Source organism: Pseudodonghicola sp. (genome assembly GCF_048268305.1).
Lineage (GTDB): Bacteria > Pseudomonadota > Alphaproteobacteria > Rhodobacterales > Rhodobacteraceae > Pseudodonghicola.
In genome coordinates this window covers 391,754-418,007 of record NZ_JBLWVT010000002.1, presented here as the reverse complement: position 1 = coordinate 418,007, position 26,254 = coordinate 391,754, and the positions used below count along the sequence as shown (strand labels likewise).

The 26,254-nt window shown below is 66.5% G+C and carries 26 protein-coding genes; 14 read left to right on the top strand and 12 right to left on the bottom strand.

What is annotated here, in order from left to right; genetic code table 11:
* Window positions 1–66 precede the first annotated feature (66 nt).
* Both ACN0V4_RS05075 and ACN0V4_RS05070 read right to left on the bottom strand, forming a co-directional pair.
* The gene (locus tag ACN0V4_RS05075) at window positions 67–1,911 is read right to left on the bottom strand and encodes a cation:proton antiporter (protein ID WP_417673652.1); all 1,845 of its coding nucleotides are present in this window, start codon (window positions 1,909–1,911) and stop codon (window positions 67–69) included.
* A 20-nt stretch (window positions 1,912–1,931) separates the two neighbouring features.
* Window positions 1,932–3,074 carry a deoxyguanosinetriphosphate triphosphohydrolase gene (locus ACN0V4_RS05070; RefSeq protein WP_417673650.1) on the bottom strand — a complete coding sequence of 381 codons (1,143 nt, stop codon included), beginning with the start codon at window positions 3,072–3,074 and terminating at the stop codon, window positions 1,932–1,934.
* Window positions 3,075–3,153: 79 nt separating this feature from the next.
* On the opposite strand from ACN0V4_RS05070, the gene ACN0V4_RS05065 reads away from it, so the two are divergent.
* The gene (locus ACN0V4_RS05065; RefSeq protein WP_417673648.1) at window positions 3,154–3,477 is read left to right on the top strand and encodes a HesB/IscA family protein; all 324 of its coding nucleotides are present in this window, start codon (window positions 3,154–3,156) and stop codon (window positions 3,475–3,477) included.
* A 43-nt stretch (window positions 3,478–3,520) separates the two neighbouring features.
* Here the strand turns inward: ACN0V4_RS05065 and ACN0V4_RS05060 are convergent, their stop codons facing one another.
* Genes ACN0V4_RS05060 through ACN0V4_RS05050 form a run of 3 tightly spaced genes read right to left on the bottom strand, consistent with a single transcriptional unit; the run spans window position 3,521 to window position 5,793 of the window.
* Entirely contained in the window at window positions 3,521–4,417 is an 897-nt protein-coding gene (locus ACN0V4_RS05060; protein WP_417673646.1) for a DMT family transporter, read from the bottom strand.
* Window positions 4,414–5,481 (bottom strand): DUF6902 family protein, encoded by a 1,068-nt coding sequence (locus tag ACN0V4_RS05055; protein WP_417673644.1) that lies wholly within the window; start codon window positions 5,479–5,481, stop codon window positions 4,414–4,416. Before ACN0V4_RS05055 ends, ACN0V4_RS05060 begins: the two co-directional genes overlap by 4 nt.
* Window positions 5,482–5,508: 27 nt before the next feature.
* The gene (locus ACN0V4_RS05050; RefSeq protein WP_417673642.1) at window positions 5,509–5,793 is read right to left on the bottom strand and encodes a hypothetical protein; all 285 of its coding nucleotides are present in this window, start codon (window positions 5,791–5,793) and stop codon (window positions 5,509–5,511) included.
* A gap of 322 nt (window positions 5,794–6,115) precedes the next feature.
* On the opposite strand from ACN0V4_RS05050, the gene xth reads away from it, so the two are divergent.
* A complete protein-coding gene (gene xth, locus ACN0V4_RS05045; RefSeq protein WP_417673640.1) occupies window positions 6,116–6,895 on the top strand; it encodes an exodeoxyribonuclease III in 780 nt (259 codons plus the stop codon).
* Window positions 6,896–6,965: 70 nt separating this feature from the next.
* Here the strand turns inward: xth and ACN0V4_RS05040 are convergent, their stop codons facing one another.
* Both ACN0V4_RS05040 and dksA read right to left on the bottom strand, forming a co-directional pair.
* Window positions 6,966–8,138 (bottom strand): FAD-dependent monooxygenase, encoded by a 1,173-nt coding sequence (locus ACN0V4_RS05040; protein WP_417673638.1) that lies wholly within the window; start codon window positions 8,136–8,138, stop codon window positions 6,966–6,968.
* 132 nt (window positions 8,139–8,270) lie between these two features.
* Window positions 8,271–8,693 carry an RNA polymerase-binding protein DksA gene (gene dksA, locus ACN0V4_RS05035; protein WP_417673636.1) on the bottom strand — a complete coding sequence of 141 codons (423 nt, stop codon included), beginning with the start codon at window positions 8,691–8,693 and terminating at the stop codon, window positions 8,271–8,273.
* Between the two features lie 588 nt (window positions 8,694–9,281).
* On the opposite strand from dksA, the gene ACN0V4_RS05030 reads away from it, so the two are divergent.
* From ACN0V4_RS05030 to ACN0V4_RS05000, 7 genes are all read left to right on the top strand, one after another.
* The gene (locus ACN0V4_RS05030; protein ID WP_417673634.1) at window positions 9,282–10,130 is read left to right on the top strand and encodes an AAA family ATPase; all 849 of its coding nucleotides are present in this window, start codon (window positions 9,282–9,284) and stop codon (window positions 10,128–10,130) included.
* Window positions 10,131–10,393: 263 nt separating this feature from the next.
* Window positions 10,394–11,812, top strand: a complete 1,419-nt coding sequence (locus ACN0V4_RS05025; RefSeq protein WP_417673632.1) for a DUF2927 domain-containing protein — start codon at window positions 10,394–10,396, stop codon at window positions 11,810–11,812.
* Between the two features lie 6 nt (window positions 11,813–11,818).
* Entirely contained in the window at window positions 11,819–11,986 is a 168-nt protein-coding gene (locus ACN0V4_RS05020) for an apolipoprotein acyltransferase (protein WP_417673630.1), read from the top strand.
* A gap of 6 nt (window positions 11,987–11,992) precedes the next feature.
* Complete coding sequence (locus ACN0V4_RS05015) at window positions 11,993–13,177, top strand: vWA domain-containing protein (RefSeq protein ID WP_417673628.1); 1,185 nt, start codon at window positions 11,993–11,995, stop codon at window positions 13,175–13,177.
* Entirely contained in the window at window positions 13,066–13,689 is a 624-nt protein-coding gene (locus ACN0V4_RS05010; protein ID WP_417673926.1) for an AAA family ATPase, read from the top strand. Before ACN0V4_RS05015 ends, ACN0V4_RS05010 begins: the two co-directional genes overlap by 112 nt.
* 79 nt (window positions 13,690–13,768) lie before the next feature.
* Window positions 13,769–14,458, top strand: a complete 690-nt coding sequence (locus ACN0V4_RS05005) for a M48 family metallopeptidase (protein ID WP_417673626.1) — start codon at window positions 13,769–13,771, stop codon at window positions 14,456–14,458.
* A gap of 26 nt (window positions 14,459–14,484) precedes the next feature.
* Complete coding sequence (locus ACN0V4_RS05000) at window positions 14,485–15,483, top strand: LLM class flavin-dependent oxidoreductase (RefSeq protein WP_417673624.1); 999 nt, start codon at window positions 14,485–14,487, stop codon at window positions 15,481–15,483.
* Between the two features lie 17 nt (window positions 15,484–15,500).
* On the opposite strand, the gene ACN0V4_RS04995 is transcribed toward ACN0V4_RS05000, so the two are convergent.
* From ACN0V4_RS04995 to ACN0V4_RS04975, 5 genes are all read right to left on the bottom strand, one after another.
* On the bottom strand, window positions 15,501–16,043 hold the full coding sequence (locus tag ACN0V4_RS04995) for an RSP_2648 family PIN domain-containing protein (RefSeq protein ID WP_417673622.1): 543 nt from the start codon (window positions 16,041–16,043) through the stop codon (window positions 15,501–15,503).
* Window positions 16,040–17,236, bottom strand: coding sequence for an RSP_2647 family RNA methyltransferase (locus tag ACN0V4_RS04990; protein ID WP_417673620.1), 1,197 nt, complete (start codon window positions 17,234–17,236; stop codon window positions 16,040–16,042). Before ACN0V4_RS04990 ends, ACN0V4_RS04995 begins: the two co-directional genes overlap by 4 nt.
* A gap of 224 nt (window positions 17,237–17,460) precedes the next feature.
* Window positions 17,461–18,384 carry an HNH endonuclease gene (locus ACN0V4_RS04985; protein WP_417673618.1) on the bottom strand — a complete coding sequence of 308 codons (924 nt, stop codon included), beginning with the start codon at window positions 18,382–18,384 and terminating at the stop codon, window positions 17,461–17,463.
* 149 nt (window positions 18,385–18,533) lie between these two features.
* The gene (locus tag ACN0V4_RS04980; RefSeq protein WP_417673617.1) at window positions 18,534–18,806 is read right to left on the bottom strand and encodes a hypothetical protein; all 273 of its coding nucleotides are present in this window, start codon (window positions 18,804–18,806) and stop codon (window positions 18,534–18,536) included.
* Window positions 18,803–21,613, bottom strand: coding sequence for a glutamine-synthetase adenylyltransferase (locus ACN0V4_RS04975; RefSeq protein WP_417673615.1), 2,811 nt, complete (start codon window positions 21,611–21,613; stop codon window positions 18,803–18,805). The genes ACN0V4_RS04980 and ACN0V4_RS04975 overlap by 4 nt, the downstream gene beginning before the upstream one ends.
* Before the next feature lie 84 nt (window positions 21,614–21,697).
* Here ACN0V4_RS04975 and ACN0V4_RS04970 point away from each other — a divergent pair, with 84 nt between their 5' ends.
* From ACN0V4_RS04970 to ACN0V4_RS04950, 5 genes are all read left to right on the top strand, one after another.
* Complete coding sequence (locus tag ACN0V4_RS04970) at window positions 21,698–22,168, top strand: YbaK/EbsC family protein (RefSeq protein ID WP_417673613.1); 471 nt, start codon at window positions 21,698–21,700, stop codon at window positions 22,166–22,168.
* A 97-nt stretch (window positions 22,169–22,265) separates the two neighbouring features.
* Window positions 22,266–23,867, top strand: a complete 1,602-nt coding sequence (locus ACN0V4_RS04965) for a serine hydrolase (RefSeq protein WP_417673611.1) — start codon at window positions 22,266–22,268, stop codon at window positions 23,865–23,867.
* Between the two features lie 148 nt (window positions 23,868–24,015).
* Complete coding sequence (locus ACN0V4_RS04960; RefSeq protein WP_417673609.1) at window positions 24,016–24,501, top strand: DUF2852 domain-containing protein; 486 nt, start codon at window positions 24,016–24,018, stop codon at window positions 24,499–24,501.
* A gap of 88 nt (window positions 24,502–24,589) precedes the next feature.
* Window positions 24,590–25,045: an RDD family protein gene (locus tag ACN0V4_RS04955; RefSeq protein ID WP_417673607.1), complete on the top strand. Its 456-nt coding sequence runs from the start codon at window positions 24,590–24,592 to the stop codon at window positions 25,043–25,045.
* Between the two features lie 80 nt (window positions 25,046–25,125).
* Window positions 25,126–25,947, top strand: a complete 822-nt coding sequence (locus ACN0V4_RS04950; RefSeq protein WP_417673605.1) for an arginyltransferase — start codon at window positions 25,126–25,128, stop codon at window positions 25,945–25,947.
* Window positions 25,948–26,254: the final 307 nt, after the last annotated feature.

Sequence of the window (26,254 nt, the reverse complement as noted above, 5' to 3'; positions counted from 1 at the left end):
CCTTCAGGGAGCGGCATTGGTGGCACTGTTGGAGCGCGCCGGGTCTAGGCATCTTTGCCTCCAAGGTCAATCCTGCCCACCCTTCGCGGCCGCTTCGGCGGCGGGTTCCGGCGGCGCGAGATGAATCACCTGCGCCGCCATGCCCAGTTTCGGGTCGCTGCCATCCTCGCGCGGCTCGAACAGGCGCAGCGCGCCACGCTCGGGCAGTTCACCGATCAGGACGCTGTCGGGAAAGGCCTCGCGGAAGGCACGATAGCCGAATTCCTCGCTCAGCCGGGTGGTGCGGATACGCCAGCCCTGATGCATCCGCCGGCTCAGTTCCCCATAGGTCAGCCCGCCAACCAGCCGTCGTCCGCCCAAAGTGGTGCGCAGGGTGTGCCGGCGCGTCTCCTGCACCTCTCGCCGGAGCTGGAACACATGGGTGCGGCCGTATTCCGTCGCCAGATCGGTGGCAACCAGCGTATTGTAGGCATCGTTTTCGCTGAGCGCGACGACCTGATCATAGCCGATCAGATCCAGCCCGTATTCGGCACTTTCCGACAAGATGTCGCCATAGAAGGTTCTGAGCCCCGCATTGCGCGCGCCGCGCAGGCGGATGATATTGGTATCGGTCACCAGCACCGGGATCGTCAGTTTTTCCAGCGCCTCCCCCAGCGCGGTCGAAAAGCTGGAGCCGCCGACCAGCACCACCCCGCCCCGCCCCGTCGCGGTCAAGCCGAGGGCGCGCGCCAGCGGCGCGAGGGTGAAACCATGCAGCACCACGGTGGCCGCCACGATCACGAAGGCCAAGGGGGCGATACGGCTGGCATCTTCCAGCCCCAGCGCCACCAGCCGATCCCCGAACAGCCCCGCGACCGCCACCAGCACCACGCCACGCGGGCCGGTGAAGGCCACCAGCAGCCGTTCGCGCATCGGCACCTTGGTGAAAGCCAGGGCCGTCAGCACCGCCAGAGGCCGCGCGATGAGGATCAGCACCACGACGAAGACCGCCGCCCGCCAATCGAGCACCGAGAGCGTTTCCAGGTTCATCCCCGCCGCCAGCAGGATAAATACACCCGAGACCAGCAGGATGGTGGCATGTTCCTTGAACCGCCGGATCTCCTCGTAAGACGGCAGGCCGGCGTTGGCGATCCAGATGCCCATGATCGTCACCGTCAGCAGCCCGCTTTCGTGCAACAGCGCATCGGCCAGCGCAAAGCCCGCCAGCAGTGCCGCGAACAGCACCGGCACCTTCATGTATTCGGCGACCTGGCCGCGATCGAAGGCGCGGGCGATCCCCCAGCCGCCGGCGATCCCCACCAGCGCGGCGAAGGCGATGCCGCCCAGCAGCTCCCAAAGGGCAAGCGCGGCACTGGCGTCGGCATGGACGACGGCCACCACCTCGAAGGCCAGAACCGCAGCCAGCGCGCCCACCGGGTCGTTCACGATCGCCTCCCATTGCAGCAGCGCCGAGGGGCGTTTCTGCAGCCGCGCGGTGCGCAACAGCGGCGCGATCACCGTGGGCCCGGTGACAATCAGGATGCCGCCGAAGACCGCAGCGCTTTCCCAGCTGAGCCCGGCAACGAAATGCAGCGCCAAGGCCGAGGTCAGCCAGCCCAGCGGCGCCCCCAGCACCACCAGCCGGCGCACCCCCTCGGCCGCACCGGCGAGCGAGTGGAAGTTCAGCGTCAATCCGCCTTCGAACAGGATGATCGCCACGGCGATCGAGATCATCGGCCCCCTCAGATCGCCGATGTCGCGGGCCGGATCGAAAACCCCCAGCACCGGGCCGACCAGCAGGCCGGCCACCAGCATCAGCACGATCGCCGGAAGCCGCAGTTTCCAGGCCAGCCATTGCGACCCGACGCCAAGCGCCCCAACCAGGGCAAAGGCGGTCACCGGCGACAGGGCGCCATCTGCAGGGGAAACCATGCGCGGCGCCCTCCTCTCGGTCAGGGTTGCATCAGCCGCTCGTGTTCATGCAGAGCGAACCGGTCGGTCATCCCGGCAATGTAATCGGAAATGATCCGAGCCACGACGGTTTCATCCCCCCGGGCGCGGGCCAGATCCTGCAACCAACGCTCGGGCATAAGCCCCGGGTCACGCAGGAACAGGTCGAACAGCTCTTCCACCACCACCGCGACCTGCTTGCGGATCACCATCACGCTGGGCGCGCGATACATCCGGCGGAACAGGAAGTCGCGGATATCCTTGAGCTGCAGCCAGATCTCGGGCGAGAATTGCACCACCGGACGGCCAAGCGCGCGGATGTCCTCGACCGATTGCGCACCGCTTTCGGCCAGTCGCCTGCGCGAGGTGTCGATCACATCGCTCACCATCACCCCGAACACCCGCCGCAGCGCCTCGTGCCGACGGCGGTTCCAGTCGAGCCCGGGATATTTCGCGTCGACTGCGGCATAGGCGGGGCCGATCATCGGCAGCGCGGTGATCTCGTCATCGGTGAAAAGGCCGGCGCGCAGCCCGTCATGCAGATCGTGGTTGTTATAGGCGATGTCATCGGCCAGCGCCGCCACCTGCGCCTCGGCGCTGGCATGGGTGTGCAGCTCCAGGTCAAGGACGGCGTTGCAGTCCGCCAGCGCCCAGGGCAAGTCGCCCTCCACCGGACCGTTGTGCTTGGCGATCGCCTCAAGGGTTTCCCAGGTCAGGTTCAGCCCGTCGAATTCGGCGTAATGCCGTTCCAGCTTGGTGACGATGCGGATCGCCTGGGCGTTGTGATCAAAGCCGCCATAGGGCTCCATCAGCGCATGCAGCGCGTCCTCTCCGGTATGGCCGAAGGGGGTGTGCCCCAGATCATGCGCCAGCGCCACCGCCTCGGTCAGCTCCTGGTTCAGACCAAGCGCCCCGGCGATGGTGCGAGCTACCTGCGCCACCTCGATCGAATGGGTCAGCCGGGTGCGATAATTGTCGCCCTCATGTTCGACAAAGACCTGTGTCTTGTGCTTCAGCCGGCGGAAGGCGCTGGCGTGGATGATCCGGTCCCGGTCGCGCTGAAACGGCGACCGAAAACTGCTTTCCTCTTCCCGGACCAGCCGCCCGCGGCTTTTCCCAGGATCCGAGGCATAGGGCGCAAGCATCTGCGGTCCTTGTCCTTGTCCAATTCTCGCAGGCATCTATATTGGACTCGCAGAGAAATTCAAACCACCGGAGTGATCCATGAACCTGCCCCCGAAAGTGACCGAGCGCGCCTTCGCCCGCCTGTCCGAGATCGGCGCCGCCGACCAGGGCAAAGCCCTTCGCGTCGCGGTGGAGGGCGGCGGCTGTTCCGGCTTCCAGTACAACATCGTGCTGGACGATCCGGCAGCGGACGATCTGGTGCTGGAAAGCCAGGGCGAAAAGGTGGTGGTCGATTCCGTGTCGCTGCCGTTCCTGGCCAACGCGACCATCGACTTCACCGAAGAGTTGATCGGCGCCCGCTTTGTGATCGACAATCCGAACGCCACGTCCTCCTGCGGCTGCGGCACTTCCTTCGCGATGTGAGGAGAGGCGCGATTCGCGCCTATCTCCCTATATTTTCAATTCGTTACGGCTCGATCCTCAAGTTTCTCTCGAAGCGCCTTTCCGGCCTCATCTGATCCCAGAGCAGATAGATCCCGCTGGCGATCACGATGGCCGCGCCCAGCAGCGTGCCGGCCGCCGGCCATTCGCCGAAGGCCAGCGCGCCAAGCGTGATCATCCAAACGAATTGCAGGTTCATCAGCGGCGTGACCGCATAGGCCGGCAACAGCCGCAAAGCCACCACCGACACCCAGCGCGCCAGGAACAACACCCCGGCATATCCGGCGATCCATCCAAGTTCCGCCAGCCCCATCGGCCGCCAGACCAGTGGCAGCCCAACGAGCGACACGGCAAAGAGCGCCAGGTTGGGCCAGAGCACCTGAGCTATGGCATTACTTTCATGTCGCCCGATAAACCGCGCCATAACCATGGAAAATGTTCCAGATACTGCGGCGAACCCGGCCCAGAGATGCCCCGGTTCGACAGCATGCAGCCCAGCCGGAAACAGACACGCCACTCCGACCGCCCCGACCAGCAGCGCCCCCCAGGCGGCGGGGCGCGGATATTCCCCCAGGATCGCCCCCGACATCAGCGCCGCCAGGACCGGCATCACCCCGATGAACAGAAAGACATCGGCGAAGGGCAACAGGCGAAAGGCCTGAAAGAAGGCGACCGCCGCCATCACGGTGGCCGCCGATCTCAGCATCATGCTGCGCGGGCAACCGGTTCTGATCGCGGCGCGCTTGCCGCGCGCCAGCAGCAGGCTCAGCCCCACGACGATCGCCCCGGAGACCGCGAACATCTGCGGCGCCTCAAACCCGTCGGCGATCCGCTTGGTGATCGCATCCGCCGCGGCGATCAGCCCGGTATAGATCACCACCAGCCCGGCGCCGACCAGCGCCTGCCGCCGCGCCCCGCTCATGCCTGCGCCTCCGGCCGGGCGAACCCAGCGAAGAACTCGGCAAACCGCTCGCTGCTGGCCTCGGCGGCGGAGAGGATTTGCTGCGCCGGCGCGCTCAGCGCTGCGCGCAGACGCGGCGCCATCGCCCGCCAGTCGCCGCTGCGCGCGTCCTCCAGGCGAAACAGCCATTCCGACATCTGCCTGAGCGGCGCCGCCCCGCGCGGGCCACGCCAAAAGCTCATCCGCCCGGCCGAGGCAGGCTTGATGAACCCCGCGCCGCCACGCAGCCGGTCGGCCCAGGCGCACATCAGATAGTCGTGATACTCGTCCGGGGCGAGGTCCGACCGCGCGCCTTCAAGCACGGTGAAACCGCGCAGCTCCGTCGCCAGCCAATCTTCCCAGATCGGCGACGGGGCGATCCCGGCGAACCGCAGCGCGATGCAGATTTCCGCCAGCAGATCGGCGTTCTGCTCGAGATAGGACAGCAGCGCCGCATTCTCGAGACTGGCAATCGCCGCCGGTTCCAGCCCGGGATCACGCCGGCCATAATCACTGAGATAGAAGACGATATGGGTCAGCTCATAGGCCGCCTTCTTGTTCGGCAGCGCGAAAGTCTCGGGCCGGCCGATGAAGGCCCGCAGCCGGTCGTCGAGCCCCGGATCGGCCGAAGAGGCGACGCCGCGACGCGCCATCAGCCGGCGCGCCTCTGCCCGTTGCAAATCGGAAAGCTCGGCCTCAGCCAGCCCGTCGGCCGCCGCCCGGGCGCAGAGCCGCGCGCCCGTCTCTCCCGGCAGCCCCAGGTCTTCGAGATCCAGCACGATCGACAGCAAAAAGCGGTAATATTGCGGAAAAAAGGCCAGCCGCCGTTCCGCCCTCTCGTAGAGGGGCAGCAGCGGCGCCAGCGCCTCGGCCCCGGGCCGCGCGCCGGTGCATTCGAGGATGTTCAAAAGCTCTGCATTCTCCTTCAACCAGAAGACATCGCCTTCCCCCCGGCGATGCAACGCAAAGCAGGAGAGCAAGGCCGCGTGCCGCGCGGCCTCGCCCTGGGCCCGGATCGGAACGGTCAGACGAATGACATTCGACATCGCTTTCCCTCCGCTCCGGCGCCCTGATCAGCTTCCCGACGGAAACAGCCGGGTGCCTTCCCCCGCCGCCATCATGCCGCCCGCGGCCGGAGCAGACCCCGAGGGGAACAGCGACACCGCCTCGCCGGCCAACTGATCGCCAGCGGCGACAGGGGCCGACCCCGACGGAAACAGCGACACCGCCTCACCCGTCAGCAGATCGCCCCCGATCGGCGCGGAGCCCGACGGGAACAGCCCGGTGTCGGCGCCATCAAGCAGGCCGGCGACATCTTCGATCCCGGTCTTCAGGTTCATTTTGTGCAGAGCAGTCATTTCAATCCCCCATGGTTGAATGTTGACACCCCCTCAGGCTGGCACTCGCCCCCTTCATGTCAAAGCGAGTTTTGCATCCGCTTCTCGCGCCGGATCGCAGTTACTCACATCAACTACGTGCATCAAAATCACCTCAAACAATCAAAAGGAGAATATCATCCACAGGATTAAAAAACTTATCCACATGCTTGATATTACACATATTTATTCTTCTTCTCGCTAAATTTTGCCTAAATTATAGGCAAATATCACGAATCAACCCTCTGACTTGCCCTGACCGTCCCGATGCGCGATAGATCGACCACCGCCGAAGGAGGCCCGCATGAAGATCGCCACATTCAACATCAACGGCATCAAGGCCCGCGCCCAGGCGCTTTGCGACTGGCTGGACGCCGCCCAGCCCGATGTGGTGCTGTTGCAGGAGATCAAGTCGGTGGATGAGGCCTTTCCACGCGAGATGTTCGAAGAGCGTGGCTATAACGTCGAAACCCATGGGCAAAAGGGCTTCAACGGCGTGGCGATCCTGTCGAAGCTGCCGCTGGAAGATGTCCGCCGCGGCCTGCCCGGGGACGACAGCGACGACCAGGCCCGCTGGATCGAGGCCACCGTGGTGGGCAAGACCGCGCTCAGGCTCTGCGGGCTCTACCTGCCCAACGGCAATCCGGCGCCGGGGCCCAAGTTCGATTACAAGCTCGCCTGGATGGAGCGGCTGCGCGCCCGCGCGATCGACCTGCTGAAAACCGAGGAGCCGGCGATCCTCGCGGGCGACTATAACGTCATCCCGCAGCGGATCGACGTGGCCAAGCCCGAGGCTTGGGAAAAGGATGCGCTGTTCCTGCCCGAAAGCCGCGCCGCCTTCCAGCGGATCACCAACCTGGGCCTGACCGACGCCATCCGCACCCGCCATCCCGGCCCGGGCCTCTATAGCTTCTGGGATTATCAGGCCGGCGCCTGGGCCCGCAACAACGGCATCCGGATCGACCATCTGCTGCTCACCCCGCAGGCCGCCGACCTGATGCTGGACTGCGGCATCGACAAGGACATCCGCGGCTATGACAAGCCCTCGGACCATGTCCCCGTCTGGGTCGAGCTCGACGCCTGAACCTGCTTTCGAAGGCGCGCCGCGCCTTCCTATCGCCCCGATCTCTCCGCCGATCCAAGGGCGCGGCGTCTCAGCCCTTGGTCACGTCGTGGGTATAGATCCAGTCGAACTGCCGCACCGCCTGCGCCGGCGCCAGAGAGCCGCCAAGCCGCAGCGCCAGATGCCCCAGCTCGCGCAGCGGCGACAGGCGGAAATGATATTTCCAGGCATTGCCATTGGCGGCCTCGATCACCCGGATCGCCCGATCGCGCCGTCGCGCCTGATAAAGCGCCAGCGCGGTCACACTATCCGCTTCGCGCTCCAGGCAGTCAGCCAGAACCCAGGCGTCTTCCAGCGCCAGATTCGCCCCCTGCGCCAGGAACGGCAGCGTCGGATGCGCCGCGTCGCCCAGCAGGGCCACATTGCCACCCTGCCAGCGCGGCGCCACCGGATGGCGGAACAGCCCCCAGAGCGCGGTCTCCTCCACCCGTTTCAACAGCTCCGCCGGCACGCCACGAAAGCCCGCAAAGGCCGCGCGCAGATTGGCGGGATCGTCACTGTGGTGCCAGCCCTCCTCGGCCCAGTCGCGGCGCTCCTGCACGGCGACGATATTGACCATCCGGCCCTCGCGCAGCGGATAGCAAACCAGATGCCGTCCCGGCCCCATATAGATCGAGGCCTCGGCCGGCAGGTCCAGATCATTGGGCACGGTCGCGCGCCAGGCCACTTGACCGGTGAAGAACGGCTGATCGGGGCCGTTCAGCGCCACCCGCGTCCGCGAATGCAGACCGTCGGCGCCGACCACCAGATCGGCACGCGCCTGGGCACCATTGCACAGATGCACAACCGGCTGGGTGCCGGGTTCGACACGATCAATGTTTTGCAACAGCCTGAGGTTCACCCCCGCCCCGCGCGCTGCGGTGGCGAGAAGCCCGATCAGATCGGCGCGGTGGACAAGAAAGAAATCCTGCCCGGGTGCATATTTCTCAAGATCAAGACGCAGCACATCTCCCGGACGCCGGTAATCGCGCAGCACCACGGCCCGATTGCGCAAGGCCACCCGCTCCATCGCCGGCCCGAGCCCCAGCGCCGAAAGCACGGCTGCACCGTTGGGGCTGATCTGCAGACCGGCACCAACCTCGGCAATCTCGCCGGCACGCTCCAGCAGGGTGACCTCGGCGCCACGGGCCCGCAGCGCCAGCGCAGCCGCAAGCCCTCCGATGCCGGCACCAGCCACGACAATATGACGGCCGCTCAGCGCCATCTTTTTCCTTCCGCCCGATGTCCGCCGGGTTTGCCCGGCTGTTCCGGCCTGTTCCGGCCGCTTTCTTTAAAGCAAAAACGCCAGGGCACGGGCCCCGGCGTTCGCAGTTGCGCAACAAAGGCCCCGAGGCGATCAGTCGTCGCGGTGGACCCGCTCGCGCCGCTCATGCCGCTCCTGCGCCTCCAGACTTAGCGTCGTGGTGGGCCGTGCGACCAAGCGCTTCAGCGAAATCGGCTCGCCGGTCTCCTGACAATAGCCGAATTCACCCTCGTCGATCCGACGCAGCGCAGAGTCGATCTTGGTCACCAGCTTGCGCTGACGATCGCGGATCCGCAATTCCAGCGCGCGGTCGGTTTCCTCGCTGGCGCGGTCGGCGATATCGGGAATATTGCGGGTTCCGTCCTGCAGCCCCGCGATGGTGGATTTGCTTTCATTCAGCAACTCCCCCTTCTGACGCAGCAACTCGCGGCGGAACCATTCAAGTTGCCGATCGTTCATAAACGGTTCGTCTTCGGCCGGGCGATAATCCTCCGGCAGGAAAACTTCGGCTTTCATACCTTCTCCTTCCGGCCCGGGTCTGTCTGTAGATGTCACGTCATTCACCCGTGCTCTCATGGCGCTGCGTTTAGCCCAAGGTCGCAGGGATGTCACTACACAAATGTCCCATGCCTCCAGTGATTTCCCGGCACCCCACATGGCGCGGACACCCCCTCGCGCCCTCGCGCGCCACAGGGCCGCCAATCGCGGCTCGGGCTCAGCGCAACATCCCTTATGTTCTCTGCAAACATTGGAAGTTTTCAGAGAGATCGAATTGCGAATTCCATCGATACGAAATGAATTGTCAAACTCAAGCTCGCCGCAGCACTCAAAACGGGATTGCCGGAAATAAGGATGGAAATGCTTTTCCAAGGGCATTCTCGCCGATCGGTGGAACAAATCTGTGCACGTCTGTGCACGGGCCGTTTCCTGACACGACCGGCCGCCAAGATGCCGTCGCCTGCGGCACCCCGAGAGCGACAGCGCGCGGTTTTCCAGCCGTTGCCCGCCGCCTCGCCCGCTGGCCGCCACGGCACAGCCCGCGGCGCTTGCAAAGGCGTCGCCCGCTGAGTATCCCCGATCCTTGGGCACAGGAGGGAGAGCCGCATGACCGCACGTTTCGAAAGTACCAAGGATTACGTCGCCACCGACGATCTGACTATCGCGGTCAACGCCGCCGTCACGCTGGAGCGGCCGCTTCTGGTCAAGGGCGAACCCGGCACCGGCAAGACCGAACTGGCCAAGCAGGTCGCCGGCTCGCTCGGGCTGCGGATGATCGAATGGAACATCAAGTCCACCACCCGCGCCCAACAGGGTCTTTACGAATACGATGCCGTCAGCCGGCTGCGCGACAGCCAGCTCGGGGACGAGCGGGTCTATGACGTCAAGAACTACATCAAGAAGGGCAAGCTCTGGCAGGCCTTCGAGGCCGACGAGAAGGTCGTTCTGCTGATCGACGAGATCGACAAGGCCGACATCGAGTTTCCGAACGACCTGCTGCAGGAACTCGATAAGATGGAATTCTTCGTCTACGAGACCGGCGAGACCATCAAGGCCCGGCTGCGGCCGATCGTGATCATCACCTCGAACAACGAGAAAGAGCTGCCGGATGCCTTCCTGCGCCGCTGCTTCTTCCACTATATCCGCTTCCCCGACGAAGAGACGATGCGCAAGATCGTCGAGGTGCATCACCCCGGCATCAAGGGCAGCCTGCTGACCGCCGCGCTGACCCAATTCTATGAGCTGCGCGAAACCTCCGGGCTGAAGAAGAAGCCCTCGACCTCCGAGGTGCTGGACTGGCTGAAGCTCCTGCTGGCCGAGGACATGGATGCCGAGGATCTGAAGCGCGACGGGGTCAACGCCCTGCCCAAGCTGCACGGGGCGCTTCTGAAGAACGAACAGGACGTGCATCTGTTCGAACGCCTCGCCTTCATGGCCCGCAGCCAGAAACGCTGAGCTTCGATGCCCATTTTCCTGCAACAGCATGGCGCGGAATTGTCGCAAGTTCCGGGGCGCCCCTGAGGGGGCGCGACCGCCGGCTGGGCAGGTTTCCGAACGGGTCCGCGAAAGGAGCCCTGCCGCCGCAGCGCGCCGGGCGGCGGGCATCACAACCGTTGCGGCCTCAGCCAATCGGACCTATCGTTTGAATATAGTATTTCCCCCTCCCGGTCAGAGGCCCCGGGAGAGGGTGTTCAGGTGTTTACGATCCGGCGAGCAAGATGACATATCTCCCCCCCTTCCGCTCTGCGGCGCGGCGCCTGCGCCCGACGCTCGGCGCGGCATTCCTCGGCCTCGGGCTGATCACGCTCTCCGCCTGTTCGGTGGTGCCGCTCGACGACCTGCCGACGCGGGCGCGTGTCGCCGACAGCACCCTGCCGCCGATGAAGGCCTTCGCCGCCGCCCATCCCGAGGCGCCGCGGCGGTCGAACCCGAATATCGCCGCCGATTTCCTGGCGCTGCATTTCGAACTGGAGAGCGGCCGCAAGCTCGACAGTTTCACCCGGTTCGAGACCCCGGTCACCGTGCGCGTCACCGGCACGCCGCCGGCAAGCCTGTCGCCCGATCTGCGCCGGCTGCTGAGCCGGCTGCGCCGTGAGGCGGGGATCGACATCCATCAGGTGAACCGCGGCGCCGCCAATATCACCATCGAGGCGGTGAGCCGCGAGGAAATCCGCAGCGCCCTGCCTCAGGCGGCCTGTTTCGTGGTCCCCAATGTGTCGAGCTTCGACGAATTCCGCCGCGACCGCCGCAAGCCCAAGACCAGTTGGTCGGCGCTGCGCGACCGCACCCGCATGGGCATCTTCGTGCCCTCGGACAGCACCCCGCAAGAGCTGCGCGATTGCCTGCACGAGGAACTGGCGCAGGCGCTGGGGCCGCTGAACGATCTCTACCGGCTACCGGATTCGGTTTTCAACGACGACAACGTGCATACGGTGCTGACCGGCTTCGACATGCTGATCCTGCGGGCCACCTATGCGCCCGAGCTGCATTCCGGCATGACCGAAGGCCAGGTCGCGGCGCGGTTGCCGGCGATCCTGTCGCGGCTGAACCCGGCCGGCGACCGGATCGCGCCGACGCCGGTCAGCCTGACGCCGCGCGGCTGGATCGACGCGGTGCAGACGGCGCTGGGGCCGAACGTGCCCCTGCCCGCCCGCCGCGGCGCTGCCGCCACCGCCACCCAGATCGCCCGGCAACAGGGCTGGTCCGATCAGCGGCTGGCCTTCAGCTATTACCTGCAGGGGCGCATCCTGCAGCTGACCGATCCGGCGGCGGCCCAGGCCCAGTTCCGCGCCGCCGAGGCAGTGCTGGACCGCAACCCCGACACCCAGCTGCACAAGGCGCAGGTCGTCACCCAGACCGCCGCCTATGCCATTGCGCGGGGCGCCCCGCAGCAGGCCCTGGCCGAGATCGAACCGATGCTGCCGCTGGTCCAGCAATCCGAGAACGCCGCCCTGCTGGCGACTCTGATGATGCTGAAGGCCGAGGCGCTTGAGACCATGGGCGAGACCAAACAGGCCGAGGCGATCCGGCTGGACAGCCTGGGCTGGGCCCGTTACGGCTTTGGTTCCGACTGGGCGGTGCGCACCAAGATCAGCGAGATCGCCGCGCTCAACCCGAATAGCAGACGTCAGGGATAATCACGCATGATCGTTATTTTCGCCGCCCTCATCGGCGCCGTGATCGGCGGCCTCACCGCCCGGAAACGTGGCGGCAAACCGGCCGACATTGCGCAATATGCTGCCGGCTATGCGATTGCTTTTGCTATTGTCGGGGTGTTAGCAACGATCCTGATCCACCGCGCAGCCCTGTGAGGTCCGATGTTCCTGCCCTTCTTCGAAAACCTCCGCAAGGCCGGCATTCCCGTCTCGCTTCGGGAATATCTCGCCTTTCTCGAAGGCATGAAGGCGGGGATCGCCACCTATGACGTGGAGGCGTTCTATTACCTCGCCCGCACGGTGATGGTGAAGGACGAACGCAACCTCGACAAATTCGACCGCGCCTTCGCCGCCACCTTCAAGGGGCTGGAGCAGATCAGCTTCGACCAGGTGCTCGAGGCGGTGGACCTGCCCGCCGACTGGCTGACCAAGATGGCCGAGAAATACCTCAGCGAAGAGGAGAAGGCCGAGATCGAGGCTTTGGGCGGCTTCGACAAGCTGATGGAGACGCTGAAGGAGCGGCTGAAGGAGCAGCAGGGCCGGCATCAGGGCGGCAACAAGTGGATCGGCACCGCCGGCACCTCGCCCTTCGGCGCCTATGGCTACAACCCCGAAGGCATACGCATCGGCCAGGACGAAAGCCGCCACCGCCGCGCCGTCAAGGTCTGGGACAAGCGTGAATTCAAGAACCTCGACGATACCGTCGAGCTTGGCACCCGCAACATCAAGGTGGCGCTGAAACGGCTGCGCCGCTGGGCCCGCGAGGGCGCGGCGGAGGAGCTGGACCTTGACGGCACCATCCGCGCCACCGCCGAAAACGGCTATCTCGACGTCAAGACCCGCCCCGAGCGGCACAATGCGGTCAAGGTACTGCTGTTTCTCGATGTCGGCGGCTCGATGGACCCGCATATCAAGGTGGTGGAGGAGCTGTTCTCGGCCGCGCGAACCGAATTCAAGCATCTGGAATACTATTACTTCCACAATTGCCTCTATGAAGGCGTCTGGCGCGACAACCGCCGCCGCTGGAATGCCCAGACCCCGACCGAGGAGGTGCTGCGCACCTATGGGCCGGATTACAAATGCATCTTCGTCGGCGATGCCTCGATGTCGCCCTATGAGATCGCCTATGCCGGCGGCGCCAACGAACATTGGAACGCCGAGGCCGGCCAGGTCTGGCTGCAGCGCGCCCGCGAGCAGTGGAAAGACAATCTCTGGATCAACCCGGTGCCCGAGAAATACTGGGACTATACCCATTCGATCCAGATGATCCGCGAGATCTTCGACAGCCGCATGGTGCCGATGACGCTGTCCGGCCTGGAAAAGGGTATGAAGGAGCTGACGCGCTGAACCGCGCTCAGCCCTGGCTGATCGCCCTGTCCGGGCTGCCCGGGGTCGGCAAGACGACGATCGCCCGCCGGCTGGCGCGACGGATCGGCGCCCAATACCTGCGGGTCGACAGCATCGAGACCGCCCTGAAGCACAGCAGCTTGCGGATCGAGGCGGCAGAGGATGCTGGCTATCGCGTGCTTGCCGCGGTGGCCCGGGACAATCTCGGCCTCGGCCGCGATGTCATCGCCGATACCGTCAACCCGATTGCGCTGACCCGGCAACTCTGGGCCGAGACCGCCGGCGCCGCCGGGGCGCGCCTGCTGGATGTCGAGATCATCTGCAGCGACCCGGACGAACATCGCCGGCGCATCGAGACCCGACAGGCCGATCTGCCGGGCCATGTCCTGCCCGCCTGGCAAGCGGTGCTTGATCGCGACTATCAGCCCTGGGCGCAGCCGGTTCTGACGCTCGACACTGCGGTGCTCGGGCCAGAGCAGTCGGTGGAGCGGATCGTCGACCGGCTGCGCTGAGACCCGGCGGCGTGGGCGAACCCGACATCTGCCCATCTCTGTGCTTGCCGGCCCCGGGGCTGCGCCCCATATTCCCCTCATGATCCGTGTCACCCCCATCCTTCTGGCCATTCTCTACGCGCTGGTGATGTACCGCCTGTCGGCTTGGCGCACCCATCGCGAACTTGATGCTCGGTCGACCGAATTGGCCGACCCCGGGCTGAAGGTGCTGACCGACCGGCTTGCCGCCGCGCTCGGGCTCGACCGCATTCCGGTCTATATCTACGAGATCGACCCGGTGAACGGGCTGGCGGCGCCCGACGGGCGCATCTTCATCACGCGCGGTTTCTATCGCAAATACCGCAATGGCGAGGTTTCGGGCGACGAGATGGCCAGCGTCATCGCCCATGAGCTGGGCCATGTGGCGCTGGGGCACGCGCGGCGGCGGATGCTGGATTTCTCCGGCCAGAACGCATTGAGAACCGCGCTGATCATGGTGTTGGGGCGGATCATCCCGGTGGCAGGGGTCTGGATCGCCAATATGCTGACCGGCCTTCTTGCCGCCCGGCTGTCGCGCGGCGATGAATACGAGGCCGACGAATATGCCGCCGCGCTCCTGACCAAGGCCGGCATCGGTATCGCGCCACAGAAATCGCTTTTCACCAAGCTCGAGGCGCTGACGCAATCGCGCGCCGGCGTCGCCCCGGCCTGGCTGATGAGCCACCCGAAAACCACCGAGCGCATCGCCGCGCTCGAGCGGCTGGAAGCCCGCTGGCAAACCGCCCGCTGACCCGATCACTCCCCGAAGGATTTCCCATGCGTTACTCTCTGCTCGATCTCGCGCCGATCCCCGAAGGCGCCGACGCCGCCCAGTCGATCCGCAATTCCACCGCGCTGGCGCAGGCGGCGGAGGGATTGGGGTATCACCGCTACTGGCTGGCGGAACATCACAACATGCCCGGCATCGCCTCCTCCGCCACGGCGGTGATGATCGGCCATATCGCCGCCCATACCACGCGGATGCGGGTGGGTTCGGGCGGCATCATGCTGCCCAACCATTCGCCGCTGGTGATCGCCGAGCAATTCGGCACCCTGGCGGCCATTCACGGGGATCGCATCGACCTTGGCCTCGGCCGCGCGCCCGGCACCGATATGGAGACCGCCCGGGCGCTCCGCCGCAACATGGCCGCGCAGGATACCTTCCCGCAGGACGTGCTGGAGCTGATGGCCTATCTGGGCGATCCCGAACCGGGGCAAAAGCTGCACGCGATCCCCGGCGAAGGCAGCAAGGTGCCGGTCTGGATCCTCGGCTCCTCGCTCTATGGCGCGCAGCTCGCCGCGCATCTGGGCCTGCCCTACGCCTTCGCCTCGCATTTCGCGCCCGACATGCTGGGCCAGGCGGCAGAGGTCTATCGCCGCGGCTTCAAGCCTTCGGAATACCTCTCAGCCCCGCATTTCATGATGGCGATGAACATCTTCGCCGCCGATACCTCTGATCAGGCGATCTATCTGCGCACCTCGATGCAGCAGGCCTTTGTCCGGCTGCGCTCGGGTCAGCCCAGCAAACTGCCCCGCCCGGTCGCGCGGATCGAGGATGTCGCCGAACCCGCCTGGATCCGCGCGGTGAACCACGCGCTTTCGGTCAGCGCCACCGGCGACGCCGCCCAGGTACGGGAACAGACCGCCCGGCTGATCGAGGCCTATCAACCCGACGAGGTGATGATCTCAGGCCAGATCCACGATCCCGCGGCGCGCATCCACTCCTTCGAGATCGCGGCGGAGGTGATGCAAAGCCTTGGGGCGGAGCCCGCCTGAGCCCCCTGCTGGCCGGTTTAGCCGGCCAGCGCCTTGCCCAGACGCGGCAGCCGCGCCTTTTTCATCAGCCCGCGGATGTCCCAGCCGCCCCCCGCCAATTCATTGGCGCGCGCCAGCACCCGGGTGCCGACCGCGGCCATCCCCTCGGGATCGCTGCGCCAGAGATCATGCAGGAACCCGTCGGGTTCCAGCCGGTCCAGCCCCTCTTCCGCCAGGATATTCTTGGGAAAATCCTGCCGGTTCATCGTCAGGATCGCATCGGCCGAGGAGGCCACCGCCACCGCCAGCACATGCAGATCGGCCGGATCGGGCAGCCAGAGGCGCGCCTCGATCCCCGGCGCCGGCGGCACCTCGGCCCCCGGCCAGTCCGCGCGCAGCAGCGCGATCTCGCCCCGTGCCTGCGCCTCGCCCCCGGGCCCCAGCTTGATCGCCGCGCGCGCCCATTCCTCGAGGATACGCGCCGACCAGAGCGGCCTATAATGCCCGAGCTTCGCCGCCCCCAGCAGCATCTCGCGCATTACCGTGGGGTAAAGCACGCAGGTATCCAGAACGATCTTCACAGCCGGAAGAACAGCGCCTTGAGGTAAGCCGTTTCGGCCAGCTGCGGCAGCTGCGGGTGATCCGGCCCGGCAAAGCCGGTGTGCAGCAACTGCCCGCGCCGCCCGGCCTTGCCGATGCCACGGGCCGACGCGCCACGGAAATTCGCCAGATCGGCGGCGTGGGAACAGGAGCAGAGCCCCAGATAGCCGCCCGGCGCCACCAGCGCCGCCGCCAGCCGCGCCACCCGTTCATAGGCGCGCAGGCCGGCATCCAGCGCCTGCTTGTTCGGCGCGAAGGCGGGCGGATCGCAGACCACCACGTCGAATTGCGCCCCTTCGGCGGCCAGCGCCGTCATCACGTCGAAGGCATCGCCCTGCCGGGTGGCGAACCGCTCGGCCATGCCGCCCGCCGCGGCCCCGGCCTCGGCCAGCTCCAGCGCCGGAGCAGAGCCATCGACCGCCAGCGCCTGACCGGCACCGGCCGCCAGCATCGCGAGCGCAAAGCCGCCGACATGAGAGAAGACATCGAGCACCCGCGCGCCCGGCGCCACCAGGCGGGCGGCAAAGGCATGGTTCGGACGCTGGTCATAGAACAGCCCGGTCTTCTGCCCACCGGTGAGGTCGGCCATATAGGTGGCCCCGTTCATCGGCACCGGCAGCGCCGTCGCCGGTGCGGCGCCCACGAGCACGGCGCTGGCGTCGTCCAGCCCTTCGAGCGACCGGGTGCGACCGGCGGCGTTCTTCAGAACCGTGGTCACGCCGGTAACCTCGACCAGCGCCGCGGCCAGTTCCTCGATCAGCACCTCGGCCCAGGCGGCATTGGGCTGGATCACCGCCGCATCGCCGAACCGGTCGATCACCACGCCGGGCAGCCCATCGGCCTCGGCATGGATCAGCCGATAAAACGGCGCTTCGTACAGCCGTTCACGCAGTTCCAGCCCACGGGAGATCCGGGCGGCGAACCAGGCGCGATCAATCACCGCGCCGGCATCGCGGTCGAGCATCCGGCAGATGATGCGCGACATCGGATTGACCGCGACCAGCCCCATCTCGACCCGGCCGCTGTCCTCCAGCACCGCAAGACTGCCGGGCGCCAGCGCCTTGGTGCGCCGGTCGGTGACCAGCTCATTGGCATAGACCCAGGGAAAACCATGGCGGATAGCCCGGGCATTGGCCTTGGGCATCAGTCGAACGCGGGGAAGATCATCTGTCATCATGCCGCCCTCATAGGCCCAATGCGCGCATCTGGGAAGGCCCCACGCACAGCTAGGGCGTCTCCGAACACCGGCCCGGACCGTCCATCCGCTCACCGCCTTTCCCGGCCAGACGTATCCCAGGGGGAGGCCGAAGGTCACTGGAGGGCAGAGCCCCCACCCGCCTCAGACCTTCGGCAAGGGCCTAGACAAACAAGCCTTTTGGCGGCGCATCCGAGGAGCACTCACCCCCAATTGACCGGCTCATCGCCGATCGTCTGGCCAAAGACGTTCTCGCGATGCCATTTCAGGTTTGCAGGGCTCGGCCAGTTCTTCTGATCCGATGGCTTCCAAAGCTTGCCATCCGGCCGCAGCAGTCGGCTCACGACTTCTCCCGGCACCTTGTTGCGCGAAACGAGGATCGTCTCACAATCCTCGGCGACGGAAATCAGGCCACGGTCGAACATCCAGTGCAGTGTTCCGGACAGGGCCAGACCATTGCGGACAGCATCGCTGCCCTCTCGCTCCACCGGACGGATATGCGCGGCCTGAACTTCCGGCCGCCCGCCGCCATTGCGAAGCTGAAGACCTGACATGGCACAACGGTAGTCATAGGCCTCGCGCACTTTCCGGCGGAAGGCGACGTCACGATAGGGACGGCGCGTCAGCCGTTCCAAGACCGGGCGCTGGAACGGCGCGGCCTCGTCCTCCAGCCCCTCGGCGAAGGGACCATAGCGCGTGGCCTCGCGGCGTTCGAGGTCTTGGGGCAGACCGTAATCAACGATCCGAGCGAACTCGGCCTCCGGCAGCCGCCGCACGGCGAGCTGAACAGCGCCCCCCTTCTTCGGCGTCCCATCCGGTTCGGCCAGAGACGCCTCAAGCGGCCGCCCGTCCACAAGGCGTGGCACCTCCGCATCGAAAGGAAGATAGCTGCCCGGCTCGATGAGCGCGAGATATCGTCCCTCAACGCCCGGTTTCGGAATGATCTGTCGGATCTTCGCGACGGCGAAGTACCCACGCGGGCCGGCCTTGACCGGCTCGTAGTAGACGACCCAGTCGCCCACAGCCTCCCGAACCGCTTTCAGATAGGTACGGGGAAAATCATAGACGACGTCCGGCTCGTCCTCGTAGATCGAGTCGGCCTTATGCAAGAGAACCAGATTTACCATCTTGCCAGGAAAGCACCCGCCCCCGGGAGCGCAAGCACTTTAAGGTGGAGGCCCGGGTCACTCACCTCCTGCCAGGCGCGCGTTCCGCACGAATGCAACAGCATGGCCTCCAATAGCTTAGATATCTGCGCCAAAGTCCCCTGCCCGCCTCAGCCCTCGCGCCGCGCGCGCCAGCCGCCGCGCCGGCGAGGGGCGGCGCCGGTTTCCAGCCCGGCCCGCAGGACATGGGTCATCGGATGGTCCGGCGCGCCCGCGCCATAAAGCGTCAGCATCGCCTCGATGGCCTCGGCCGGTCCCCAGCCCGCCGGCAATCCCAGCGCCCAGTCCAGAAAGATGATCCGGCACTCCGGCTCGCTGATCCCCTCGATGCGATAGGCCTCGCGGATCAGGGCCTTGGGGTCGGCTGGATGGTCGCCCTTCATGCCCCGTCCGCCTGCGTCGCCCCGGTCTCTTCGCGCGCCAGCGCCGCGTCGATCACCTCTGCGGCCTGGTGATAACTCCGCGCCAGCCGCGCCCGCAGCGCCTCGAGATCCGTCGCGCCGGTGCTGCGGCATAGAAAGGCCGCCGCCCCCTCGCCCAGAGCCTCGTCCTTAAGCCCATCTGAGGAGATCAGCCGCGCCGCGGTATTGACCGCCCAGCACAGCTCATAAACCGCCTCAAGCTGCGCCGCCTCTTCGCCGCTCAGCCATTTCACCGCGACGGCGCCCTTCAGCCCCGCCGCCACATCCCGCGCGGCGCTGCCCGACAACAGCGCGCCGCTCTGCGCCACCAGCTCGATATCCAGCATCCGCCCCGCCCCGGTCTTGGCATCCCAGAGCCCAGCCGGCACCTTCGCCGCGGCGATCCGCGCCCGCATCTCCGCCACATCGGCGATCAGCTTGGCGCGATCCTGCGGACCGGCGATGATCTCGCGCCGGAACGCCTCGATATCGCGGCCCAGCCGGTCGTCGCCGGCCACCACCCGGGCGCGGGTCAGCGCCAGATGTTCCCAGTTCCAGGCCTCGTCCCGCTGATAGAGGGTGAAACTGGTCCAACTGGTCGCCACCGGCCCCTGGCTGCCCGAGGGACGCAGCCGCATGTCGACCTCGTAAAGCCGGCCCTCCGCCATCGGCGCGGTCAGGGCCGTGACCAAGGCCTGGGTCAGCCGGGCGTAATAGGGCCGCACCGCCAGCGGCCGTGGACCGGCCGACATCTCCTCTTCCAGCGGATCGTAGATCACGATCAGGTCAAGATCGGATCTGGCATTCAGCCGCCTGGCGCCGAGCGATCCCATCCCCAGAACCGCGGCGCCGCGCCCCGGCGGGGTGCCATGCTTGGCCGCGAATTGCCGCGTCACCAGCGGCGTCACCGAGGCGATCACCACATCCGCCAGTTCGGCATACTGCAACCCGGCCCGGTCCGCCGAAATCAGCCCGCGCAGCAGATGCACACCGATGCGGAAATGCCATTCCTTCATCCAGCGCCGCGCGGCGTCGAGCTGGGTTTCATAATCCGCCTCGATCGCCAGCCGCGCTTCGAGCCCCGCCCTGAGGGCCGTCTCGCCCGGCCAATCGCTGAAGAAATCGCCACCGATCACCGCATCGAAAACGCTGGAATTGCGCGACAGATATTGTGCCAGCGCGTGAGAGGTGCCGGCGATGTCGATCAGCAAGTCGATCAGCTGCGGATTGGCCTCGAACAGCGAGAAAAGCTGCACCCCCGCCGGCAGGCCCGCCAGGAAGCCGTCGAAGGCCTGCAGGGTTTCCTCCGGCTTGGCAGTGCGTGCCATCCGCGCCAGCAGCTCGGGCTTGAGCCGCTCGAAGATGTGCTGCGCCCGCTGCGATCTGAGCGCCGGATAGCTCGGCCAGCGCGCCAGCACCGCGGAATCGAGCGCCTCGGCCTCGGGCTCCGGCGCCGGAGCAGAGGATGCGTCGGGGGCAAAGAAATCCTCGGTCAGCGCATGTACCCGGGCGAGCCTGTCGGCCACCTGCACCCGCAGGTCCTCCTGCGATATCCCCATCAGGCAGGCGATCCGCTCGATCCCCTCCTCGGTCGCGGGCATCCGGTGGATCTGTGCGTCATGCACCATCTGGATACGATGCTCGACCTCGCGGTGAGCGCGATAGTGATCGCTCAGCTCCTCGGCGATGGCGGGGTCGACCCAACCCTTGGCGGCCAGCGCCGCCAGCCCCTCGACGGTGCCGCGCAGACGCAGGTCGGGATCGCGGCCGCCGGCGATCAGCTGCCGGGTCTGGGTGAAGAATTCGATCTCGCGGATGCCGCCGCGCCCCAGCTTCATGTCATGGCCCGGCACCACGATCGGCCCGCCGGTGCCCTTGGTCTCGCGGATGCGCAGCCGCATGTCGTGGGCGTCCTGGATCGCCGCGAAATCCAGATGCTTGCGCCAGACGAAGGGGCGCAGGGTCTGCAGGAACCGCTGCCCCGCCGCGAGATCGCCGGCGCAGGGCCGCGCCTTGATATAGGCGGCCCGCTCCCAAGTGCGGCCGAGGCTTTCGTAATAGGTCTCCGCCGCCGCCATCGAGATGCAGACCGGGGTGACCGAAGGGTCGGGCCGCAGCCTGAGATCGGTGCGGAAGACATAGCCGTCCGCCGTCTTGTCAGACAGCAGCGCCGCCATGTTGCGGGTCGCCCGGATCAGGCTGGCGCGGGCCTCCTGATAGTCATCGGGACCATAGCGGGTCTCGTCGAACAGGCAGATCAGGTCGATGTCGGAACTATAGTTCAGCTCGTGCGCGCCCATCTTGCCCATGGCCAGAACGGTCAGGCCGGCGGCCTCGGCCACATCCTCGGGGCCCTGGCCGGGGATCTTGCCCCGACGGATCAGTGTGGCGATTTCGGATTTCAGCGCCAGATCGCAGGCGAGGCCGGCGAAATCGGTCAGCAGGCCGGTCACCCGCTCCAGCGGCCAGGCGCCCGCCAGATCGGCCAGGGCGGTGATCAGTGCCACCCGCCGCTTGGCCTGGCGGAGACCGGGTTTCAACTGATCGGGCGCCAATTCGCGACAGCCCGCCAAGACCGCGGCAACCGCCGTCTCGGGATCATCAAGCGCGGTTTCAAGCCAGCCGGCCTCGCGCGTGATCAACCCTTTGAGATAGGGGCTGGAGCCGCCGGCACCGGCCAGCAGCCGCGCCTGATCACCGGTCACCCCCGGCAGGGCGGCGCGGGTCTCTTCCCCGAGCGCAGGATCGAAGGGGCGCGGCAGCCGCGCGATATTCAGCGGGTTGGTCATGGCGGCAGGATTGCTGTGCGGCGAGCGCGGCGTCAATGCGGGAAACGCTTGAACTCGACGTGTCGGCGCGGCAATCCTGCGCCCATGAGCAAGAGCATGAAACGCGTCCGCGCCGCCCTGGAGGCCGCCGGGCTGGACCCGCAGATCCGCGAAACCGACCTGGCCCGCACCGCCGCCGACGCGGCGCGCGCGGTGGGCTGCGAGGTCGATGAGATTGCCAAGTCGATCATCTTCAAGGGCGAAGAAAGTGGCGAGGCGCTCCTGTTCCTGACCGCCGGCGGCAATCAGGTCGATCCCGCCAAGGCGGCCGAGATCGCCGGCGAGCCGCTGGGCAAGGCCGATGCGGCACTGGTGCGGGCACAGACCGGCTTTGCCATCGGCGGCGTCTCTCCGGTTGGGCATCTGACCCCGATCCGCGCCTTTCTCGACCCCCGGCTGGAGGCCTTCGAGGTGGTCTGGGCCGCCGCCGGCACCCCGCATCACGTCTTTCCGATCGCCCCCACCGATCTGGAACGGCTGACCGGCGCGCAAAAGGCCGAGTTTACCGCCGACTAACATTATCTCCCGCCCGGGGTTGGCCGGGGCAGGCACCCCGGTTAGGCTTCGTCACAGGCGCGCGCCCCCGATGCGCCGGCGACGAAGGATAAATCTATTGTATTTTCGGAATTTTCCCGCCCCCCTCGCCTTGGCCCTGGGTCTGGCTCTGACCAGCATCGCCCGGGCCGAGCCCAGCCTGCCCCCGCTCGCCCTGCCCGACCCGATGCCGGCGCCGCCGCTGACCGTGCTGCTGCCGGTTCCCGATGCGCGGATCGAGGCCGCCGTCGCCACGCTCGACGATCTGGGCCAGGAGATGCTGGAGCGCAGCGGCATTCCCGGGCTTGCCATCGCGGTGGTTCACCACGGCAAGACCGTCTATGCCCGCGGCTTCGGCCTGCGCGCGGTGGGTCAGCCCGAGCCGGTCGATGCCGATACCGTCTTCCTGCTCGCCTCGCTGTCCAAATCGGTCGGCGCCACGGTGGTCGCCGCCGAGGTCAGCGCCGGCACGGTGAGCTGGGACAGCCCGGTGCGTGACTTCCTGCCCTGGTTCACCCTGGGCGATCCCTGGATCGACAGCCATGTGACCATCGGCGATCTCTATGCCCACCGCTCCGGCCTGCCGGACCATGCCGGCGACGATCTGGAGGACATCGGCTATGATCGCCGCGCCGTGCTCGACCGGCTGGCGTTGCTGCCGCAACACCCGTTTCGCGCCCATTACGCCTATACCAACTTCGGCCTGACCGCGGCGGCCGAGGCGGTGGCGGTGGCCGCCGGCACCGATTGGGCCAACCTGTCGGACCAGATGCTCTATACCCCCCTCGGGATGAGCTCGACCAGCTCGCGCCATGCCGATTACATGGCCCGGCCCAATCGCGCCGCCAGCCATGTGCGCGACGGCGATCTTTTCGCGGTCTCGGACCAACGCCAGCCCGATGCACAAAGCCCGGCGGGCGGTGTCAGTTCCTCAGTCAACGACATGGCGCGCTGGATGGCGCTGGTACTGGCCACCGGCGAGCTTGGTGATCAACAGCTCATCACCACCGAGGCGCTGATCCCCGCGATCTCGCCGCAGGCGATCGACGGGCTGCCGATGTCGCCGGCCGCGCGCCCCAGCCTCTATGGCTATGGCTTCGGTGTCGGTACCCGCGCCAGCGGGCGGGTGGTCATCAGCCATTCCGGCGCCTTCGCGCTGGGGGCCTCTACCACCTATATGCTGATCCCCGATCTCGATCTTGGGATCGTGGTGCTGACCAACGCGCTGCCCACCGGCGCGGCCGAGGCGATCGCCGCCTCCTTCGCTGACCGTGCCGAACTCGGGGTCGACAGCCGCGACTGGTTCGCCGGTTACGCCCCGCGCATGGCGGCGCTCTCCGCCCCGCTCGGCAGCCTAGTCGGCGTCAGCCCACCGGCCAATCCGGCCCCCGCCAAACCTGACAGCGCCTATGTCGGCGCATACCTCAACCCCTATTTCGGCCCGATCCGGGTGGAACGCGACGATCATGGGCTGGTCCTGCGGCTCGGCCCGCAGGAGCATCGGCTGGAGATGACCCATTGGAACGGCGACAGTTTCATCGTCCAGACCGTGACCGAAAACCAGCCGGCCGGCTCGATTTCGCGCCTGGACTTCCAGACCGATACCGATGGCAAGCCCCTCCAGGTGACGATCGAGCACCTCAACGACTATGGCCTGGGCGCCTTCCGAGCCGCAGAATGACATGCAAGCCATTGGAATAATATAGAAAACGAAGATAATGTAAAAAACATTCACATCCCCCTTGCAAAGCGGCCCAAGGACTCCGATCTTCTTCAATGTGAAAAGCATTCACATCGCATCTGATCACCGCATCTCGGAGACACCGACAATGACCATGCTCACCGACCCAGCCCCCGGCTATGCCCGCTATGGCTGGTTCTCGCGGATCGAAGGCTGGCTGGACAGCAAGGGCAAAGGCGCCTGGATCGCTGTCATGGTGCTGGGCTTCATCTTCTTCTGGCCCGTCGGCCTTGCTATTCTCTTCTACATGATCTGGGGAAAACACATGTTCCGTTCGTCCTGCTCGCATCGCTCCGCCCGTCAGGGTTTCGGCCAAGGCTTCGGCTATGGCCGCGGCATGGGCCGGCACGGCATGGGGCCCTCCATGTCCTCGGGCAACAGCGCCTTCGACGCCTATCGCGAGGAAACCCTGCGCCGGCTGGAACAGGAGCAGACCGATTTCGAAGCCTTCTTGACCCGCCTGCGCGAGGCCAAGGACAAGGCGGAATTCGACCAGTTCATGGACGACCGCGCCCGCCGCGCCGCCGAGGAGGTCTCGACCAAGACCGACGAGGCGCCGGACCAACAGCGCTGAACGCGGCTCTCGCCCGTCCCGGGGGCTCCGGCAGATGCCGGGGCCCTTGCCTCCCTCACCAGCCACCCCCGCACAAGATCCTGTCCCGATGACCTATACCGCCCCGAGCCCGCATCTGCCCGACCCCGACCGCCAGCCGCAATTCTATCAGGGCGTGCCCGCCAGACGGCTGATCGCCTGGGTGGTCGACAGCCTGATCACCCTGGGGCTGACCCTGGGCGCCGTGCTGATCACCGCCTTTGTCGGCGTGCTGATCTGGCCCTTCCTCTTTCTCACCCTGGGCTTCGCCTATCGGGTGGTCACCATCGCCAACGGCTCCGCCACCTGGGGCATGCGCTTTGCCGGGATCGAACTGCGCGACGCCGCCGGCCAAAGGCTCGACCTCGGGCAGGCGGTGCTGCATACGCTCGGCTTCAGCCTCTGCTTCGCGCTGCCGATCTTCCAGCTGATCTCGGTGGTCTTGATGCTGACCGGCTCCCGCGGTCAGGGGCTTCCCGACCTCTTCGTCAATACCGTCATGCTGAACCGCCGCGCCACATTCTAGGGAGGAAAAGGTCACGCAATCGCCACTTGGCGGGTCTGAAATCGGTTGTTATCATCCCGTCACACAGCCGCGGAAGACCCATGCGCCATACGCTTCCCATCGCGCCGCAATTCTATGTCACGGCCCCACAACCCTGCCCCTATCTGGCCGGACGGATGGAGCGCAAGCTGTTCACCGCGCTGCAGGGCGAAGGGGCGGACCGGCTCAACAACGCGCTGTCGCAACAGGGCTTTCGCCGATCGCAGAACGTGCTCTACCGCCCCTCCTGCTCGGATTGCGCCGCCTGCCTCTCGGCACGGATCGACGTGGCGGCCTTCACCGCCACCAAGACCCAGAAGCGCATCGCCAAACGCAACGCCCACCTCAGCCGCCGCGCCACATCGCCCTGGGCGACGGAGGATCAATATGATCTCTTCCGTCGCTATCTCGATGCCCGGCACGCCGACGGCGGCATGGCCGACATGGATGTCTTCGAATTCGCCGCGATGATCGAGGAAACTCCGATCCGCAGCCGGGTGATCGAATATACCGACCGCGACGCGCGGGAACTGATCGCGGTGGCGCTGACCGATGTGCTCGAGGACGGGCTGAGCATGGTCTATTCGTTCTACGACCCCGATCTGCCCAAGGACTCGCTCGGCACCTGGATGATCCTCGATCACATCGAGATCGCCCGCGAAAACGCCCTGCCCTATGTCTATCTCGGCTATTGGGTGCCAGGCAGCCCGAAGATGGGCTACAAGGCGAATTTCTCCGGGCTCGAGGTCTATTCCGGCGGCCGCTGGCAGAAGATGACCCAGCCGCAGGACTTCGCCGCCACCACCCATCCGCTCTCGACCGATCCGATCGCCGAACAGGTCGCCAATATCTCGCTGCCCGACCGCCACCCCACCGGACGTTGACCCGGCGCGCCGCGCCGCCGCTCGCGCGCGGCCCCGCCCCCCTTCCCGCAAAACGACCACTGGACCGTTTGTCCCTGCGCCTCCCGGAGCTGCGCCCGTTCGCGGCTGAGTGAGGCGGATCAGGAAACTCTCCGGGGGAGAGTTTCCCCGCCGAACAGTCCACTGGACCGTTTGTCCCTGCGCCGTCCGGGGCTACGCCCGTTCGCGGCTGAGTGAGGCGGATCAGGAAACTCTCCGGGGGAGAGTTTCCCCGCCGAACGGTCCACTAGACCGTTTGTCCCTGTGCCTTCCGGGGCTACGCCCGTTC